This is a genomic window from Paenibacillus sp. FSL K6-4396 (assembly GCF_038002525.1).
Classification (GTDB): domain Bacteria; phylum Bacillota; class Bacilli; order Paenibacillales; family Paenibacillaceae; genus Paenibacillus; species Paenibacillus amylolyticus_B.
The window spans coordinates 121,920-140,084 of sequence record NZ_JBBOCR010000001.1 but is presented as its reverse complement, the minus strand read 5'-3'; the positions used below and the strand labels follow the sequence as shown (position 1 = coordinate 140,084).

At 46.6% G+C, this 18,165-nt stretch carries 17 protein-coding genes and 1 other RNA gene; 1 reads left to right on the top strand and 17 read right to left on the bottom strand.

The genetic code is table 11. From position 1 onward, the window contains the following. Positions 1-311 precede the first annotated feature (311 nt). From MHB85_RS00665 to rpoE, 14 genes are all read right to left on the bottom strand, one after another. Positions 312-581: a pro-sigmaK processing inhibitor BofA family protein gene (locus MHB85_RS00665; RefSeq protein ID WP_036607241.1), complete on the bottom strand. Its 270-nt coding sequence runs from the start codon at positions 579-581 to the stop codon at positions 312-314. Positions 582-615: 34 nt separating this feature from the next. Further along, positions 616-843 (bottom strand): DUF2508 family protein, encoded by a 228-nt coding sequence (locus MHB85_RS00660; RefSeq protein WP_445739049.1) that lies wholly within the window; start codon positions 841-843, stop codon positions 616-618. 236 nt (positions 844-1,079) lie between these two features. Further along, positions 1,080-1,679, bottom strand: coding sequence for a recombination mediator RecR (gene recR / locus MHB85_RS00655; protein WP_036607246.1), 600 nt, complete (start codon positions 1,677-1,679; stop codon positions 1,080-1,082). Positions 1,680-1,715: 36 nt separating this feature from the next. After that, a complete protein-coding gene (locus tag MHB85_RS00650; protein ID WP_036607248.1) occupies positions 1,716-2,027 on the bottom strand; it encodes a YbaB/EbfC family nucleoid-associated protein in 312 nt (103 codons plus the stop codon). Positions 2,028-2,069: 42 nt separating this feature from the next. After that, positions 2,070-3,815, bottom strand: coding sequence for a DNA polymerase III subunit gamma/tau (dnaX, locus tag MHB85_RS00645; RefSeq protein ID WP_341072229.1), 1,746 nt, complete (start codon positions 3,813-3,815; stop codon positions 2,070-2,072). A gap of 174 nt (positions 3,816-3,989) precedes the next feature. Further along, an RNA gene (ffs, locus tag MHB85_RS00640) (signal recognition particle sRNA large type) lies at positions 3,990-4,257 on the bottom strand. A gap of 146 nt (positions 4,258-4,403) precedes the next feature. Then, entirely contained in the window at positions 4,404-4,601 is a 198-nt protein-coding gene (gene rpmE, locus MHB85_RS00635) for a 50S ribosomal protein L31 (RefSeq protein WP_036607255.1), read from the bottom strand. 102 nt (positions 4,602-4,703) lie between these two features. Then, positions 4,704-5,978 (bottom strand): radical SAM protein, encoded by a 1,275-nt coding sequence (locus tag MHB85_RS00630; RefSeq protein ID WP_091020183.1) that lies wholly within the window; start codon positions 5,976-5,978, stop codon positions 4,704-4,706. Between the two features lie 97 nt (positions 5,979-6,075). Further along, positions 6,076-7,401: a transcription termination factor Rho gene (rho, locus tag MHB85_RS00625; RefSeq protein ID WP_036607258.1), complete on the bottom strand. Its 1,326-nt coding sequence runs from the start codon at positions 7,399-7,401 to the stop codon at positions 6,076-6,078. A 465-nt stretch (positions 7,402-7,866) separates the two neighbouring features. Continuing rightward, positions 7,867-9,120 carry a UDP-N-acetylglucosamine 1-carboxyvinyltransferase gene (locus tag MHB85_RS00620; RefSeq protein ID WP_036607261.1) on the bottom strand — a complete coding sequence of 418 codons (1,254 nt, stop codon included), beginning with the start codon at positions 9,118-9,120 and terminating at the stop codon, positions 7,867-7,869. Between the two features lie 147 nt (positions 9,121-9,267). Beyond that, positions 9,268-10,122: a class II fructose-1,6-bisphosphate aldolase gene (gene fba / locus MHB85_RS00615; RefSeq protein WP_036607263.1), complete on the bottom strand. Its 855-nt coding sequence runs from the start codon at positions 10,120-10,122 to the stop codon at positions 9,268-9,270. A 260-nt stretch (positions 10,123-10,382) separates the two neighbouring features. Beyond that, positions 10,383-10,769: a response regulator gene (locus MHB85_RS00610; protein WP_091020184.1), complete on the bottom strand. Its 387-nt coding sequence runs from the start codon at positions 10,767-10,769 to the stop codon at positions 10,383-10,385. 229 nt (positions 10,770-10,998) lie between these two features. After that, the gene (locus tag MHB85_RS00605; protein WP_076217010.1) at positions 10,999-12,603 is read right to left on the bottom strand and encodes a CTP synthase; all 1,605 of its coding nucleotides are present in this window, start codon (positions 12,601-12,603) and stop codon (positions 10,999-11,001) included. 453 nt (positions 12,604-13,056) lie between these two features. Next, entirely contained in the window at positions 13,057-13,626 is a 570-nt protein-coding gene (gene rpoE / locus MHB85_RS00600; RefSeq protein ID WP_091020187.1) for a DNA-directed RNA polymerase subunit delta, read from the bottom strand. A 461-nt stretch (positions 13,627-14,087) separates the two neighbouring features. Here rpoE and MHB85_RS00595 point away from each other — a divergent pair, with 461 nt between their 5' ends. Then, positions 14,088-15,242: a S8 family peptidase gene (locus MHB85_RS00595; RefSeq protein ID WP_091020189.1), complete on the top strand. Its 1,155-nt coding sequence runs from the start codon at positions 14,088-14,090 to the stop codon at positions 15,240-15,242. Between the two features lie 288 nt (positions 15,243-15,530). On the opposite strand, the gene argS is transcribed toward MHB85_RS00595, so the two are convergent. The 3 genes from argS to MHB85_RS00580 all read right to left on the bottom strand — a co-directional run bounded on the left by argS (position 15,531) and on the right by MHB85_RS00580 (position 18,165). Further along, entirely contained in the window at positions 15,531-17,210 is a 1,680-nt protein-coding gene (gene argS / locus MHB85_RS00590; RefSeq protein ID WP_105602499.1) for an arginine--tRNA ligase, read from the bottom strand. Next, positions 17,207-17,632 carry a DUF1934 domain-containing protein gene (locus MHB85_RS00585; RefSeq protein WP_017691299.1) on the bottom strand — a complete coding sequence of 142 codons (426 nt, stop codon included), beginning with the start codon at positions 17,630-17,632 and terminating at the stop codon, positions 17,207-17,209. The genes argS and MHB85_RS00585 overlap by 4 nt, the downstream gene beginning before the upstream one ends. A gap of 266 nt (positions 17,633-17,898) precedes the next feature. After that, positions 17,899-18,165 carry a DUF6171 family protein gene (locus MHB85_RS00580; protein ID WP_192136420.1) on the bottom strand — a complete coding sequence of 89 codons (267 nt, stop codon included), beginning with the start codon at positions 18,163-18,165 and terminating at the stop codon, positions 17,899-17,901.

Below are 18,165 nucleotides of genomic sequence, written 5' to 3'. Positions count from 1 at the left end.
CGAGATTAAAAATCTCATTTGTGCTCCAGTCGATCCAAGCCAAGGCTTGTTTCAAACTTTCGCGTTCATTCTGCAAGCAGAATGTTTACTCACTCGTTGTTCAGTTTTCAAAGATCAAACTCGTTTTTTCGTCACCATTTTCTCTCAGCGGCGACTTTTATAATATATCACACTTCATTTGTTTTGGTCAAGTGTTTTTTTGAAATTCTTTTTCGAAGTTCGTAATGAACTCCTTCATTTCATCTAAAGCATCTAACCAAGCAAGCAAAGCAACGAGATATAATGTACCATATAAATATCCTATGAGTCAACTATCCGAACAAAGAAATTTTCAACCCTAATAATAGCCCCACACCTGGCAATCCCAAAACAGTTACAGTCCCTATCGTTGCTGGGTTCAGCGGGATGTAGGTTCCTGTAATCCAGCCGGAATAATTCACGATATATATCCCTACTGCAGCCAGCACCAGATGAATTCCAAATGACGTGAAAAACGATAACCCTATCCGCTTTCTGAATAAAATAACGATAAGCCCCAGTAACGATATAACCAATACACTTCCCAGTATGATACTCTTCATATATTACACCTCCGTGTTTAATGTAAACGTGACTCTACATACTAACCCCTCGCTGTGATGTAACATCATCATTCGCTCTGGCTCGCTTTGCTCTTCTCAAGTGGATCTGGTACTTCCGCTCAGCTGCCTCCAATACATAAATAGCATAATCAATCTCATCCTGCCCCTGTGCATCTTCAAACTGTCTCATAGCCCGTTCCCATTCCTGCTTAGCCACCTGAATATCTGCATAGATCTGATCCGCCTCAAGTTCCTTCAACATTCTGTTGTGTTTCTCTACCGAGTTCCGTGTATTTCGCCACAAAAACATAAACTCTCCTCCTCCTGATCAGCACAGCATATTCTCATACTTATCAGGGAAAGGACAAACTTAGAACTCAGGCATTCATTTTCTTCACAAAAAAAAAAAGAGAGCCCTAAGGCTCTCTTTGCACATCGAAACTTATTTAGCATCAGAAGTTTCCAAGGAAGTCCGCTGTGTAATACAAATTGATCACACTAACGCATCTCCCTGCGCCCTTCCAACGCTTTGGAAAGGGTCACTTCATCCGCATACTCAAGATCGCCACCTACAGGCAATCCATGCGCAATTCGAGTCACACTGATTTCAAACGGACGCACCAACCGGGAGATGTACATTGCTGTAGCTTCACCCTCAATATTGGGGTTCGTTGCCAATATGATCTCTTTTATACGTTCATCACTTAATCGAACCAGGAGTTCCTTCAAACGAATATCGTCTGGGCCAATTCCCTCCATAGGTGAAATCGCGCCCTGTAACACATGATAGTATCCATCGAATTCCTTGGTGCGCTCCATGGCCACCAGATCTTTCGAATCCTGAACTACACAGATTACAGAGACATCTCTGGACTTATCCTGACAGATGCGACACGGGTCCGTATCAGTGATATTACAACATACAGAACAGTAATGAAGATTACGCTTCACACTTACGAGCGCTTTGGCAAAATCGATAACGTCATCTTCCTTCATGTTAAGCACATGAAAAGCTAAACGCGCTGCCGTCTTGGGACCCACACCCGGCAACCGGGTGAAGGCATCAATCAGCTTGGCTATTGGTTCGGGATAATACAATCGATTGCGTCTCCTTTGACAGGATCAATTTTTTAATTAAAATAATCCCGGAATATTCATGCCGCCTGTGAACTTGCCCATATCCTTGTTGGCAATCTCATCGGCTTTGGCCATTGCATCATTAACAGCTGTCATAACGAGATCTTGCAACATTTCAACATCTTCCGGATCTACCGCTTCAGGTTTGATCGTGATAGCAAGCAATTTCTTGTGTCCGTTAACTTCAGCCGTCACTACACCGCCACCAGAAGTACCTTGGACTGTTTTGTCCGCCAGTTCCTCTTGTGCTTTCAGCATTTGCTCCTGCATTTTCTTCACTTGTTTCATCATTTGGTTCATGTTGTTCATAATTGTTCATCTCCTTTTGTTATGGTTATCGCGCTATGCGCATTATTCTTTGATCACTACAAGGTCCTCACCAAAGAGCTGGATGGCTTCATCAATCCAAGGCTGTTTGTTGCCTGAACCGCCGTCTTCATGCTCAGGTTCAAGCTTAAAGTCCTCCTTTGGCGCTTCAGGAGCTCCCTCCATTGCTCCGGTCCAATCTTTGAGCATCATCGTCACCAATCGTGCAGGTCGCCCAAGCTGTTCGGACAACACCCGCTCAATGACTTCACGGTTAGCCTGCTTTTCCGTTGTTTCACGGTGAATGTTGTTTTTAAAAGCAACCAACACATTGTCTTCAAGCAATGATACCGGCTCACCATCCACAAACCAGGCGTGAACGGTAACCCTCTCTTCCTTCACTCGTTGCAGGATCTGACTCCATTTTTTGCTGATATCTGCGAACTCAGGGGCTCCCTTGCGCGCAACATACTGATCCAACTGTGCAGGAAGCTTCGCAGGCGAATTGCCTCTCGATACAGGGGCCCTTGTTGCCGGACGAGATGGAGCACTCGATGCACCTTCTCCACCAGACAAACCACTTTTAAGCGCACGATCCAACTTCTTCTCCAACTCAGCAAGCTGCTGCTTCAAGCGATGGATCTCTCCCCCATCAGCAGGTGCTGCATGAGCTGAAGCTCCCACCTGAACAGAAGCCTCACCTTGAGCTGGAATACTACACAGTTTAAGCAATGCAACTTCAAATAATGTCTGTGGTTGTACTGCATATTTCATTTCACTCTGGTACCGATTAAGGGTGTCAATCATGTGGAACAGTTGTTCCTTGGTGAATGACTCCGCCATATCACGGAAAGCTTCCGGATTAAGTACCCTGTCCGTCAGTTTGTCTGCATCAGGCACCATCTTAATCATAAGCAAATCACGGAAATAATACAGTAAATTCTCCATGCATTTGTCTGCACTCTTTCCTTCATGCATGAAACCTTCAATCATCTGCAAAATATGACCAACATCACCCTTGAGCAGCGAAGCAGCCAATTTGGCAAATTGCTCTGAAGCAATTCCACCCGTCATGTCCATGACCTGCTGGTACGTTACTCGTCCATCCGTAAATGAAGAGATCTGATCCAGCACACTAAGTGCATCCCTCATTCCACCGTCCGATAAACGGGCAATGTATTGGAGCGCATCTTGGTCCGCTTCCATGCCTTCCTGTTCACAGATCAGTGTAAGTCTTGCTGTCTGCTCTTCCAGGGATACCCGGCGAAAATCAAATCGCTGACAGCGCGATATAATGGTAGCCGGAAGGCGGTGTGGTTCTGTTGTTGCCAAAATAAACATCACATGTGGTGGTGGCTCTTCCAATGTTTTGAGCAAAGCATTGAATGCCTCCGTTGTCAGCATGTGTACTTCATCAATAATATAGACTTTCTGCCGGACTTCGGTTGGCGCATATTTAACCTTTTCCCGAAGATCACGGATTTCTTCAACGCCCCGATTGGATGCAGCATCAATCTCTTGCACATCCATCACAGCGCCAGTCGTAATTCTGCGGCAAGCTTCACACTCGTTACAAGGTTCAGGCGCAGGCCCACGTTCGCAGTTCACAGCTTTGGCCAAAATCTTGGCGGCACTTGTCTTTCCCGTTCCTCTGGGCCCGCTAAATAAGTAGGCATGGGAAGTCCGCTGTTCACGAATCGCGTTCTGCAAGGTCTGAATAATATGCTGTTGCCCCACCATATCTTGAAACGACTGGGGACGCCAAGCCCGGTATAACGCGATATGCTCCATGATGCGTTACCTTCCTTCCACTTCGCATTCGAGTCCTTTGTCGTTCCCCTATTATACTATATTCTAGGGTGAATCCAAACTTTATCTGACTCATTCATGCGTGGTTTATTAAGACATATCAAAAAGACCTCTGCATACATACAACTGCAAAGGTCTCTACATTTAAAAGGTAAGCCGTGCACCTGCTATCGATATTTGCGATCCAAGTGGCACCCCTGAACAATAGCTCGGGCTAGGCAACCCTCCGGCACAAGAGTGATCTCACTTATGGCTGCTTCCTTCCGGACCTGACCAGGTTCATGAGTACTCATTGCGGAGGACCCAACCGTCAACACCACGTTTAGGGACCAAACCTCACATCGGCAAAACCTCTAGCAGGAATTCAACCTCGCTATAGCGGATTGCGAGTTACAGGGCACCGCTACCTCCCCATCTAGCACGGTAAGAAATAGTATAACGTAAGGTTATCCAAATTGCAACCAGAGGAACGTGAATGCGATTATGCTTACATATAACATATAAAAACCCCTGCCAGATCAGCAGGGGTGTGTTGGATGCGATTAGCAGACAACTCCAAGAATTGTCCTATTAGATTCCGTATTTCTTTTTGAAACGATCAACACGGCCGCCAGCATCGATAAACTTCTGTTTACCTGTGAAGAACGGGTGGCACGCGGAGCAAATCTCTACACGAAGTCCGTCTTTAACCGAACCTGTCTCAAAAGTATTCCCGCAAGCGCAAGATACTTGACCAATCGTGTAATTAGGATGAATTGCTTCTTTCATTACCTTTCACCTCTTTCCGCCCTGAGCCTCAAGCGGACCCAGAGTAAATGGCACAACTCTGAGATTATAACACGGCCTTGTGCCTGTTGCAATCCATTATTGTTATAAGGTAATCAACCGTTTTGGACGTGCCATTCCAGCTGGCGGAACATGGGTATACGATCCGATCACAACATCAGGCAACTCGTCTTCAAAAATCTCAATCATCTGCTTCATACCCAAGATATCACCTTGAGCAGGAGGAATTAATTCCAGATAGCTCTCTGGATCAATATTGAGATTACGCATCTGAATCAAGCGTAGATCGGTTCTTCTTGCAAACTCAATCATCGCCTCAATCTCTTCTTCACGATCTGTTACACCTGGAAAGATCAGATAGTTTATGGACGTGTATACGCCCTGCTGCGCTGCGTATTTCATCGACTTCTCAACATTGGCTAAGGTATAACCACGCGGTTTATAGTAGGCGTTATAATGGTCATCCAGTGCACTAATTGTACTTACGCGCATCAGATCCAATCCAGCATCTACAATACCTCTAATGTGATCATTCAGACCGGCATTGGTATTAATGTTGATATACCCCATGTCCGTTACGGAACGCACTTCGCGAATCGCTTCAATAATCAGCTTGGCCTGCGTGGAAGGCTCCCCTTCACAACCTTGTCCAAAACTAATGATGGACTCCGGCGTCTTCAGGTGTTCCATCATAACCTCCACAATCTCATCCACACGCGGTCGGAAGTTCATACGTGTCTGCGGGGAAACAAAGCCGCTATCATCCGGTTGCTCGGAGATACACCCGAAACAGCCCGCATTGCAAGAATAGGATACCGGCACTCCACCTTCCCAACGATTCAGGAACGTGTTGGATGAAGTTAGACATTCATATCCAAGCGCACAGTTGGATAGATGGGTGTAGAGACGGTTCTCGGGGTATTGCTCCGTCAATCGTTTAACCCCGGAACGCACATCGTCACGATCACAGTTAAGCGGATTCCATTGGTCAGGACTATCTGACTTCGAAGCCGTAACATAGAAACCGCCATCTTTCCAAACCACTGCGGAATAACCGAACAAAGGCAACTTATACTCCTTATCCGTCTTCACATACCCTGGGAGACACAAACGAGTGAATCCCTGTGGAAGCAATGCACCTACAGCCTGTGTGTCCGTTGGCATTGGCAGCATCTCACCGGTGTCTGGGTCCATACCAATGGGCCGGGTACTCGGGAGTCCAACCAACGTTGCACCTTCTGGCAGAGGAATCAACTCATCCTCCATAATCTCAACGATCATATCTCCACTGCGGGCAAGCCCGTACAGGGAAGGATGATCAAATACATTACCTTTTTCATCTGCGTATACTAAATACATGATGTTCTCCTCACATCTAATGGGTTAAACTTAACGACGAGTGTATTGTAACATTCACAGCATTGCTGCAAAAAGAAAGTGATTAGTCGAACGAGACTTACGTCGATGTACCTGACGTTGCTGTCTGTCTAGGTGAGCGACGGGTTGTTGTTGTACCCGAATTGCTTGTCGGGCTGTTACCAGCCGAATCAAATGCCGCCAAAAACTCTGCATTTGTCTTGCTGTTACGAAGTTTTTTCAGGAATCCTTCAACAAAGTCATGGGAATCATTCATGTTTTTACGAATCGCCCAGATTGTATCCAACTCTTCCTTGCTGAGCAACACTTCTTCACGACGTGTACCGGAACGACGAATGTCGATTGCCGGGAATATGCGGCGCTCTGCCAGACGACGGTCCAGATGGAGCTCCATGTTACCTGTACCCTTAAACTCTTCATAAATGACGTCATCCATACGTGAACCGGTATCAATTAATGCCGTTGCCAGGATGGTCAAGCTTCCGCCTTCTTCCACATTCCGGGCAGAACCGAAGAAACGTTTCGGACGATGGAATGCAGCTGGGTCAATACCACCACTAAGCGTACGACCGGATGGTGGAATAACCAGGTTATATGCACGGGCAAGACGTGTAATGCTATCCAGCAGGATAACGACATCCTTTTTAGCCTCAACCAGACGAAGCGCACGTTCAAGCACCAATTCCGCCACCTTGATATGATTCTCAGGCAGTTCATCAAATGTTGAAGCCACAACTTCCCCTTTTACCGAACGCGACATATCCGTTACTTCCTCTGGACGTTCATCAATCAACAGGACAAACAGTTCAATTTCAGGATTGTTAGTTGAGATGCTGTTGGCAATTTCTTTGAGGAGAAGCGTTTTACCCGCTTTGGGAGGTGCTACGATCAATCCGCGCTGTCCCAATCCTACCGGGGCGAGCACATCCATAATGCGTGTGGACAAATGGTTGGGGGATGTTTCGAGAACCAGTTTTTTCTGCGGATACAGTGGGGTTAGTGCCGGGAAGTGAAGTCGCTCTGCAGCCGCCGATGGATTCTCACCATTTACAGCGTTGACTTGCAACAAACCGAAGTATCTCTCGTTTTCCTTAGGCGTTCTACACTTACCTGATACGAGGTCACCTGTTCTTAGGTCAAACTTGCGAATCTGAGAAGCTGAGATGTAGATGTCTTCCGTACTTGGCAAGTAGTTGATAGGTCTTAAGAATCCGTAACCTTCAGGTAAAATCTCGAGTACGCCTTGCATGAACATCAGGCCACTCTGTTCAGCTTGTGCACGTAGTATAGCAAAAATTAATTCTTTCTTTTTTAACGTACCATAGTAAGGTATCTGATATTTTTTGGCCAGTTTGTAGAGGTCCGTTAGTTTCATTTCTTCCAAATCGGAAATTTGTAGATCCATATAATAACCACCTATTCAATTAATAAGTCCGTGTGAAATGGATAGTTTCGCTAGATGTTCCGGCTATAGAGAGCGGCGTCTGCCACAATCCCTTCTGTCCATTGTACGGAATGTAACCGTTATAATGCAAATACTTGTCTTTGAGTGTAAGTTTCCGGGTGGGATGGCCAACATTCGGCAAGATCCGCTATTGAGTGAACGATGCATTGAGGCGATCAATCCGGATAGACCGGCTATGGAGCGCAGTTCAAACAAAACCGGGGGTTGGGGATGAGAAATGATGTTCTTACAGCCATATGAAGTTTATTTCAAAAAAAGACCCTCCGGTAAAGGAAACAGAAACATTTCGTCTTATGCCGGAGAGGCTGAGAACTCTATTAAAACAGGTTTACCTAATCATCAAAAAGATATGCAGTTCAGTTAAAATAAACATGTGTAGGACTGAATTATGCATAACGTTTCCTATTAATCAGTTTCCCGCCATACATCTGCACCGAGCAGGCGCAGATTAGTCACCAGATGATCATAACCGCGGTCAATATATTCGACCCCCGTCACTTCAGTCACACCTTCACTGACGGTGAGACCTGCAATCACCAGTGCTGCTCCAGCGCGAAGATCGGATGCTTTTACTTTGGCCGCGTTTAATGCACTGCCTTCAATAATCGCTGACCGTCCTTCTACTCGAATCTTTGCACCCATCCGCACTAACTCAGGCACATGCTTGAATCGATTACTGTATACAAAGTCGCTCAGGACACTCACACCAGTTGCCTGTGTTAAAACACTTGTCATTGGTGACTGTAGATCCGTTGGAAAACCAGGATATACAAGTGCCTTCACGTCCACATGGTTATAGCTTGGTTTACCAATGACACGTATACTTTCATCCAATTCCTCAATGCCAACACCCATCTCCAGCAGCTTTGCCGTTAAAGCTTCCAGATGTTTGGGAATCACATTGTCAATCAGAACATCTCCGCGCGTCGCCGCTGCAGCGATCATATACGTACCTGCTTGGATACGGTCCGGAATGATGGAATGACGGCAGCCTTTAAGCTCCGAGACCCCTTCAATACGGATCGTTTCGGTACCTGCACCCTTGATGCTGGCACCCATGGAATTCAGAAGTGTTGCTACATCTATAATCTCAGGCTCTTTAGCCGCGTTTTCGATAATTGTAGAGCCTTTGGCACGAGTAGCCGCCAGCATGATATTAATGGTTGCGCCGACACTGCTTACATCAAGATAGATTTTTGCTCCGCGCAGCTCTTTGGCATGCAAATGAATGGAGCCATGTTCGTTTGTTACGGTTGCGCCAAGCGCTTCAAACCCTTTGATATGTTGATCAATTGGACGAGGCTCAAAATTACAACCCCCTGGTAAACCTATGGTCGCTTCTTTGAAACGCCCTAGCAATGCACCCATCATATAATACGAAGCACGAAGCTTCTTCACGGGACCATTCGGCATAGGAATGGATTTGATGTCAGAAGGGTCTATCTTCATCTGACTGCCTTCCCAAGTCACATGTGCTCCGAGTTCCTCCAAAATTTCTGCATAAACCGCCACGTCACTCAAAAGCGGCAGGTTGTCCAACACGACTTCTGACTCGGCAAGCAATGCTGCAGGAATAAGCGCAATGGCGCTGTTCTTGGCGCCGCTTATAGTTACAGTTCCCTGTAACGGACGTCCGCCACTAATCATCAATTTTTCCATAAAGCTTAATGTCCCCCTACGTGTTTTGCAGCCGATGAACGGCAATACGTGCTGTTGGCTTCCGATGTAGAAATAAGGTGTGAAAATGGAAAGACACCGGCTAGGCGGTGTTTTTCCATTTCACAGTATGGAACTGGTAAAGATAAATTACGCTTTGTTGTTAGAACCAAACTCGCGGATTTTACCTTTAACGGTTTCTTTAATTGCTTCACGGCCTGGTACGATGAATGTACGTGGATCGTAAGCGTCTGGTTTAGCTGCAAGCACTTCACGAACCACTCTTGCAAAAGCAATTTGGTTCTCTGTGTTTACGTTGATTTTGGACGTACCCAGGGAAATGGCTTTGTCGATGTCGTGTTTAGGAATACCTGTACCACCGTGCAATACGAGTGGAACTTGTACCGCGTCACGAACTTCTTCCATTTCTTTGAAGCCCAGGTTAGGCTCGCCATGGTAAGGACCGTGTACGGAACCAAGAGCTGGTGCCAATGTATCGATACCTGTTTCTTTAACGATACGGATACACTCGTTCAGGTCAGCGTACATGATACCACCGATAACGTCGTCTTCTTGTCCGCCTACAGTACCTACTTCAGCTTCTACAGAAACGCCTTTAGCGTGTGCATATTCAACAACTTTTTTAGTCATTTCGATGTTCTCATCGATAGAGTGGTGGGAACCGTCGATCATTACGGATGTGAATCCAGCGTCGATCGCTTCTTTACACTTGTCGAAGCTTGAACCGTGGTCCAGGTGAATTGCAACTGGAACAGTGATTTTCATGTCGTGAATGAGTCCTTCTACCATTTTAACTACAGTGTAGAAGCCACCAATGTGACGTGCTGCGCCTTCGGATACACCCAGGATTACTGGGGATTTCTCTTCTTCAGCAGCACCAAGAATCGCTTGAGTCCACTCAAGGTTATTGATGTTGTATTGACCAACTGCATATTTTCCTTCAAGTGCTTTGTTCAACATGTCTGTCATAGATACTAATGGCATGGTTTCAATCCTCCTAGGGGTTTGGGTTGTGTCTATGGTTTTTAGCCGAAATCACATACGGGCTTATTATACCACATCCCATGTCAAATACTAAACAAGCATTTGCAAAAATGCTGTGCTTTGCAGCACAGTTTTCATAGACACCGCTTTATAACTTCCCCATTTCCAATATTCCCCGGATGAAGGAGTGAAATACCCCATTCTCCCACCAAGTACCTTCTGTGTTCTCCACACGCAAAAAAATCCTGTATCAACAGGATTCAGCTGCATTTATTGGCGGTACCATTGCGAAGTTGCATATTCACAGCCACTCGCATCTCGTCGATATCAAATGGTTTTGTAAAGTGCATGAGCGCTCCGAGGTCCGTTGCTTCCTTAATCATGTCCAGTTCACCATAAGCGGTCATCATGATGACCTTGATACCCGGATCAATATCTTTAATATGCTTCAGGATTTCCAGACCGTCCATCCCAGGAATCTTCATATCGAGCAATACCAGGTCAGGCTTGTCATTATTCACAATCTCCAGAGCAACCTTGCCGTTGGGTGCTTGAAACGTGTTATACCCCTCACTGCTGAACACTTCCATTAACAGGATTCGAATACCATTCTGGTCATCAACAATCAAAACTTTTTTATCTTCCACTCTGTAACCTCCTAGAATTAGGAAAGCATGTACATCTTTGAATCTGGATAACTATCCCATAGTCGTCATGATAAGTATTCTACCTCTTCCATTAAAATCCTGCTACATTCACAAAATGACAAAAAGCATATCCATCTGCTTTTTACGCAAAAAAAGGGATGTTCTGGCATCCGCTATGGTTGCCAGGAACATCCCCAATATCTATTACGTTAAACAATAAAACCATGTATTACTTCTGCGCATTCTCCAGAGAAGCTTTTACAAACTCACGGAACAATGGTTGCGGACGGTTCGGGCGGGAAGTGAATTCCGGATGGAATTGTACCGCCAGGAACCATGGGTGTCCTGGAAGTTCCACGATCTCAACCAGACGTCCATCCGGAGATGTACCCGAGATAACCAGTCCTGCTTTTTCGATCGTTTCACGGTATTCATTGTTGAACTCATACCGGTGACGGTGTCTCTCATACACCAGCTCATCATCATAACAAGCCATCGCCAAAGAACCTTCCTGAAGCTTACAAGGATACAGACCCAGACGCATCGTGCCACCCAGATTTTCGATATCTTTTTGCTCAGGCAACAGGTCGATCACCGGGAATTCCGTAGCCGGATTAATTTCGGAACTGTTCGCACCATTCAAACCAACGATGGAACGTGCATACTCAATAACGGAAACCTGCATACCCAGGCAAATACCGAAGAACGGAATTTGTTTCTCACGAGCATAACGGATTGCCGATACTTTACCTTCAATACCACGATCTCCGAATCCACCAGGAACAAGGATACCGCCAATACCATGTAACAAGTCGCCTACATTCTCATCCGTAATATCTTCAGAAGGAACCCAGCGAATTTTCACATCAGCATTGGATGCAAATCCTGCATGAGACAACGACTCAACAACACTCAGGTATGCATCATGCAACGCTACATATTTACCAACAATAGCGATCTCAACTGTATGCTCCAACTTGTTGATCCGGTCAACCAGCCCTTCCCACTCGCTCATATCCGGTGCAGGAGTAGTCAGTTTCAGGTGATTTACCACGATCTCATCCAAGCCTTCTTCACGCAGGTTCAAAGGTACTTGATACAACGTGTCTGCATCACGACATTCAACCACGGCATTCTCATCAATGTCGCAGAAGAGAGCGATCTTGGCTTTCATGTCTTTAGACAATTCATACTCCGTACGGCATACAATCACATTCGGTTGAATACCAATGCTGCGTAATTCCTTAACACTATGTTGCGTTGGTTTTGTTTTCACTTCACCAGCTGCTTTGATATAAGGAATAAGTGTTACGTGGATGTACATCACATTGTCGCGACCTACATCACTCTTGATCTGACGGATAGCTTCCAGGAAAGGCAAACTCTCAATGTCGCCCACTGTTCCGCCAATTTCCGTAATAACCACATCCGAACCCGCTTCACGTCCAGCGCGGAATACACGCTCTTTGATCTCGTTCGTAATGTGTGGAATAACTTGTACCGTTCCACCCAGATATTCCCCGCGCCGCTCTTTGCTGATGACGGAAGAGTATACTTTACCAGTCGTGACGTTGCTGTTTTTGGAGAGATTGATGTCAATAAAACGTTCATAGTGGCCAAGATCCAGATCCGTTTCCGCGCCATCATCCGTTACAAAAACCTCGCCGTGCTGATAAGGACTCATTGTTCCCGGGTCGATGTTAATATATGGATCAAATTTCTGGATCGTTACCTTAAGCCCTCTGTTTTTCAGCAATCTGCCCAGAGAAGCAGCCGTAATCCCTTTGCCCAGGGAGGACACAACTCCGCCCGTCACGAAAATATACTTTGTCACTGTTATTACCCTCCTAATATAAGTACAGAAATTCAGGCGATATATGGTGTTATCGTAACCTGTTTCCCAGGTAATCATCGTTAAAAAGAGCAATGGCAGAAATTCCCTGCATCTGCGAACTGCTCTTTCTGCGAAGACGGTTTAAATACACGTTGTTCTACAGCAAAAAATGGTGCAAACATTCCGGTAGCCATCATTTCATTTCGTGTTTTTGATATACAAAAACGGGCCACGAAATGTTGGCCGGGAGCATGCGGAAATGAAAACTTTTTGCAAAATTATGCCTCTAAAAATACAAAAAAAAGTACTCCCGCAGGACGGGGCACCTTCTATAAAAAACATAAATATATTGTCGCTCATTCATAAGCCCATGCAATAGTTTACCCGTTACCCCGTCTGCTGTCAAGGCTGACTATTCCGGGGAAACGGGTAAATTATAGACGTCAAAAATGACTACCGATTATCAGAATCGTCGTCAAATTCATCCTCGTTTTCGGACTCTTCTTCGTCTTCTTCGAGGTCTTCATCTTCCAGATCGTCATCTTCAACCAGCACTTCTTCTTCGCTGTCTTCTTCGTCAAAGATGTCGTCTTCTTCTTCCTCTTCTTCGTCTTCTTCTTCGTCTTTATCCGTGCTGTCGAAGTCTTCATCGCTGCTATAGCTGTCTTCTTCTTCACCGAAGTCTTCATCTTCCAGATCATCGTCTTCATCGTTGATGATACGCGGACGCTTCGCACCCGTCATGGAATCTTCTGTTCCAGCTACCGGATACCAGCGCTTCAAGCCCCACAGACTTGTACCGACGCAAGCAAAACGGCCATCGATATTAATCTCGGTATATAGCTGGGCGATAAACTCGTTGATTTCTTCATCAGTCATTCCGCGCTGCTTCGCTACCTCATTCATTAAGTCACGATAGTAATACGGCGTATTAGCCGCTTTCAGCACCATAAAGGCAAGGTCCACCAAAGGGATCTCTTTTACCTTTTCTTTATCAATTTTCAAATTGAGCGAGGTACTCACTGCAGACACTTCCTCTCACACAAAATTCACTTTTTAACCCCTACGAACTGGACTGTTACGTATAACATATCCATTAACAAACCTAAGTAAAACCTATTTAGCGTTAAAAAGCAAGTTTTTATGTACGGATGTGACGCAAATGCGGAGAGCAGCAACAATATGTCCATATATTCATCGTGAAGTGACATCGAATCCACAGGAATACCCTCTTTGTCAAAGAGACAACTCCATAATAAAAAAGACGGAGTCCCCTCCGCCTTCTGACTGTATACCCTTGGAGGATTACTCCTCACCAGGTTCCCCGCAAGAGCCCTCTAGCTCTCCATCCATCATATGTCCCTGCGCCCGTTTTGACACGAAGTGAATGTGTTTTTGTAAAAAAAGGGCAAGTTCCCCATGCGGCGGGATGAGCGCATTCATAGAATACCTCAGCATGTTCATCCCGAAGGGGGCTGCCCATTATGGACTATACTGGTTTATTGCATCAATTGATTGACGGAATGCGACGCCCTGAACCAGAACAGGGAGGGCGATATTTGATCCGATTTGCCAAACCGCAGCAGTACGAGGCCTGTCTCGTAGAATTGTCCCGAATGCGGAATGAATTCACAGACCTTGGGGCTGTCCGTTCCTCTCGACTGGCTCGTTCCATTATCGCTCCAGTCCAACGCCCGGAGGACCTATACCGCTATGGGGATGAAATTACGATTGAAGCAGACGTTCCCATCTCCCTTCATGCCACCGCACTCCACAGCAAACCAAGCAATGCTCAAGGCATACCCTGGGGAGTGAAGCAGATTCGGGCGCCCAAAGTATGGTCTGTGTCTACCGGACACCGGATTAAAATCGGTGTGATTGATACAGGTGCTGATTATCACCATCCTGATCTTCGTTATTCCCTGGCACGCGGAATCAATCTGTTAAACCGCAGCCTGCTTCCTCATGATGATAACGGACACGGCACCCACATTGCAGGGACTATCGCTGCTGCCAACAGTACCGCAGGCATGATTGGTGTAGCTCCACGCTCCCTGATCTATCCGGTGAAAGCATTTGACCACAACGGATCGGCTTATGTATCCGACATTGTACTTGGCATCGACTGGTGTGTACGCAACAAGGTCGATATCATCAATATGAGCTTTGGCATGAAAACACGCAGCAAGGCGCTTCTTGACGTTGTCAACCGTGCGTACCATGCTGGAATCGTTATTGTTGCTTCATCAGGAAATGATGGCAAACGCCGCAGTATTGATTACCCTGCACGGTATCCCCAGACCATATCTGTTGGGGCAACCGACAAAAACAGACGTATTGCGTCCTTCAGCAATCGTGGCGCATATGTGGATGTCTATGCACCCGGTGATAAGATCGTCTCCTCCTGGGTACAAGGCAAACATCACGAGATGAGCGGAACCTCCATGGCGACCTCCCATGTGAGCGGCGCTATCGCCTTGCTGCTCTCCAGACATCCGGGGTTATCCCCTAGTGAAATCAAGACACTCGTCAAACGCGCTACGATCCCGTTGCGCGCTCGCAAGACTACCACAGCAAAAAGCAAGGTGCGTGGTGGTGAGATTGATGCCCTGAAGCTAATGCAGGAGGGCGGGGAATGAATCAGCTCTGTCAGCCGTCAGCAGAACTTGATTGAGGCTCATGGCGAAAACGCTGTAGCCCTGCCCAGGTAATACGCACGAGGGAGTATTACGTAGTGGCTGTGACTCTAGGTTACGCCCACTGTGATGTCAGCGCAGGTTAGTGTGCCTTGGATGGACCAGGCATTTCGTTTTCTTCAGCTCCGGGTACACAACAAAAAAAGTCTCCATGTCCACGTTGCAACTTCAACGTGGACATGGAGACTTTTTGCCTTAGGCAGAGCGGCGGATAGGCCGCGAGCCTGGAATTTACATTTTGTCAGGAGCGGTTACGCCTACCAGACGAAGCGCTGTTGCGATAACGGTACGCACAGCACCGATTAGTGCCAGACGTGCTTGAGTTTGCTGCGCGTCTTCCGTAATGACACGTTCTGCACGGTAGTAGCTGTGGAACAGGGATGCCAGCTCGTATACATAACGGATGATACGATGAGGCGCATATCCCGTTGCTGCTGCCGAGATTTCCTCAGGCAACTCTCCCATTTTGCGGAGAAGGTCATACTCGTGCTCTGTTGTCAGCTTGGACAGGTCAATCTGTGCCAGTGGCAGCAGTTCAATACCTTGTTCCTCAGCCTGACGGTATACGCTGCATACACGTGCATGCGCGTATTGTACGTAGAATACCGGATTCTCATTGGATGTGGAAATGGCAAGGTCCATGTCAAAGTCCAGATGGGAGTCCATGCTGCGCATTGTGAAGAAGTAACGGATCGCATCAATCCCGACTTCATCCATCAGATCTTCCATCGTTACAGCTTTACCTGTACGCTTGGACATCTTCACTTTTTCACCGTTCTGGAACAAACTCACCATCTGTGCAATCAAGACCACCAGTTTCTCAGGGTCATTACCCAGTGCTTGCATCGCGGCTTTCATCCGTGGAATATATCCATGGTGATCGGCACCCCAGATGTTGATCATCGTGTCGTATCCACGAGCATATTTGTCGCGGTGATAAGCAATATCTGGCGTCAGGTAAGTATACGTGCCATCGTTCTTGATCAATACACGTTCTTTGTCGTCACCGTACTGCATCGTTTTCAACCAAGTTGCTCCATCTTGCTCATAGATCTCATTGCGGTCACGCAATTCATCAAGTACTCGCAGCACTTCTCCGTTGTCGTACAGGGAAGTTTCGCTGAACCAGATGTCAAAGTTAACACGGAAGCGATTCAAGTCACGTTTGATCTTGTCCAGTTCCTTCTCCAGACCAAAGTCACGGAAATAAGCCGCACGGTCACCCGGATGCATGGACAGCAATTCGTCACCCTTTTCAGCAACAAGCTGCTTGGCGAATCCTTTAATATCTTCACCGTGATAACCGTCTTCAGGCATCTCAGCATCCTGACCCAACTCTTGCAGATAACGAGCTTCAATGGAACGAGCCAGATTAAACACCTGATTACCTGCATCATTAATGTAGTATTCACGGGTTACATCATATCCTGCATAATCAAGGATGTTACATAGTGCATCACCTACAGCTGCTCCACGGGCATGACCCAGATGCAAGCTACCTGTCGGGTTGGCACTGACAAACTCCATCTCGACTTTACGTCCTTCTCCGATGTTAATTCTTCCGTAATCTTTACCCTGCTCCTGCACAAGCGCAAGTACTGGATAAAGGTAACTCTTGTCCAATTTGAAGTTAATGAATCCTGGGCCCGCAATCTCAGCCTTCTCGATTCCGGCTTCAGCCAGATTCAGATTGGCAATGATCTCTTCAGCAATCTGACGCGGATTGCGCTTGGCAATCTTGGTCAGCTGCATGGCAGCATTGGTCGCCAAGTCTCCGTGTGTCTTCTCACGCGGCACTTCCAATGTGATAGCTGGCAATTCGTCCTGCGTAACAATCCCGGCCGCCATAATGGCGTTACCAATGGCCGTGCTTACCCGTTCGTTAATCGTATCTAGTGGATTACGTGTCATGAAATTGGTTCCTCCTGTATATGCAAACTAATCGCGAAATGTCCGGATTCTTCATCAAAGCGGTAAAAGTCGTAGCTCCACGCTGCGCGTGCGCTCAATCCCTGAATGGAAAGTTCCAGCTTCTGTGTATGCGTGGACAGGGCAAACGACATGTATGGTGATCGGTAGAAACCAGGAAGCTTCCGATTCAATTCAAAAGTCTGCTCCGATTCCACCTCACCATGACGTATAATCTTGATGGATTGTCCGCCCAGCTTCAATGTTGTACGGGTTGTACCTCCCTCAGGTCCAACCTGCGGTTCTTCATAACGAACATAAAGAACAGACCCTTTTAACACGGCTTCACCCTGCATTTCCTGCAGCACATCTTCACCTTCATAACGGCTGTGCAGCCGGATGTGTACCGGTCGCATGTTCGACATGAATGTTAACCTCCATTATATTCGAGGCGACGCAAAATCAGGCACGGCTGGTGAGAACAGCCCTTCCCGTATTGTTGTGTCGCTATACGCGCTCATATTCCCGGATAGCTCGCTATCCTACACTCTACTGTATAACTATATCCAGTTCCCTCGCTCAATTCAAATCCAAATTCAGAGTTTTTTCCTCATCAAGCCAAAAAAAGAAGAGCCGCACCCGTAAAGTGCAACTCCCTTTTACTTCATTATAATAAGATTCGTTCATCCGATCAGGCCCATTGCGATTCATAAGGAAAAGGACATGTCGACTCACTCAGCTTCGCTCGCACCTGTACGAGACAACCACAATGCCGACAAGTTGTGCCATATTGCAATCCCGGACAAGCAGAGCAGATAGATAGCCGACGTTCATATTCCTCATCCTGTACCGTCGGACGCGAACGTGAGGCAATCTCCACAAGTCTGGCCATTTTGGCATCGCTAATCTTCACATCGTACTGATCATTACAGCCCTTGCAAGTTTCCTGCCTTTTCAT

What these genes read in the sequence shown, in the direction of transcription:
- MHB85_RS00665 (WP_036607241.1), bottom strand. Translation starts at nt 581, where the DNA reads ATGAAGAGTATCATACTGGGAAGTGTATTGGTTATATCGTTACTGGGG.
- MHB85_RS00660 (WP_445739049.1), bottom strand. Translation starts at nt 843, where the DNA reads ATGTTGAAGGAACTTGAGGCGGATCAGATCTATGCAGATATTCAGGTG.
- MHB85_RS00650 (WP_036607248.1), bottom strand. Translation starts at nt 2,027, where the DNA reads ATGAACAACATGAACCAAATGATGAAACAAGTGAAGAAAATGCAGGAG.
- dnaX (WP_341072229.1), bottom strand. Translation starts at nt 3,815, where the DNA reads ATGGAGCATATCGCGTTATACCGGGCTTGGCGTCCCCAGTCGTTTCAA.
- rpmE (WP_036607255.1), bottom strand. Translation starts at nt 4,601, where the DNA reads ATGAAAGAAGCAATTCATCCTAATTACACGATTGGTCAAGTATCTTGC.
- MHB85_RS00630 (WP_091020183.1), bottom strand. Translation starts at nt 5,978, where the DNA reads ATGTATTTAGTATACGCAGATGAAAAAGGTAATGTATTTGATCATCCT.
- rho (WP_036607258.1), bottom strand. Translation starts at nt 7,401, where the DNA reads ATGGATCTACAAATTTCCGATTTGGAAGAAATGAAACTAACGGACCTC.
- MHB85_RS00620 (WP_036607261.1), bottom strand. Translation starts at nt 9,120, where the DNA reads ATGGAAAAATTGATGATTAGTGGCGGACGTCCGTTACAGGGAACTGTA.
- fba (WP_036607263.1), bottom strand. Translation starts at nt 10,122, where the DNA reads ATGCCATTAGTATCTATGACAGACATGTTGAACAAAGCACTTGAAGGA.
- MHB85_RS00595 (WP_091020189.1), top strand. Translation starts at nt 14,088, where the DNA reads ATGGACTATACTGGTTTATTGCATCAATTGATTGACGGAATGCGACGC.
- argS (WP_105602499.1), bottom strand. Translation starts at nt 17,210, where the DNA reads ATGACACGTAATCCACTAGATACGATTAACGAACGGGTAAGCACGGCC.
- MHB85_RS00585 (WP_017691299.1), bottom strand. Translation starts at nt 17,632, where the DNA reads ATGTCGAACATGCGACCGGTACACATCCGGCTGCACAGCCGTTATGAA.
- MHB85_RS00580 (WP_192136420.1), bottom strand. Translation starts at nt 18,165, where the DNA reads ATGAAAAGGCAGGAAACTTGCAAGGGCTGTAATGATCAGTACGATGTG.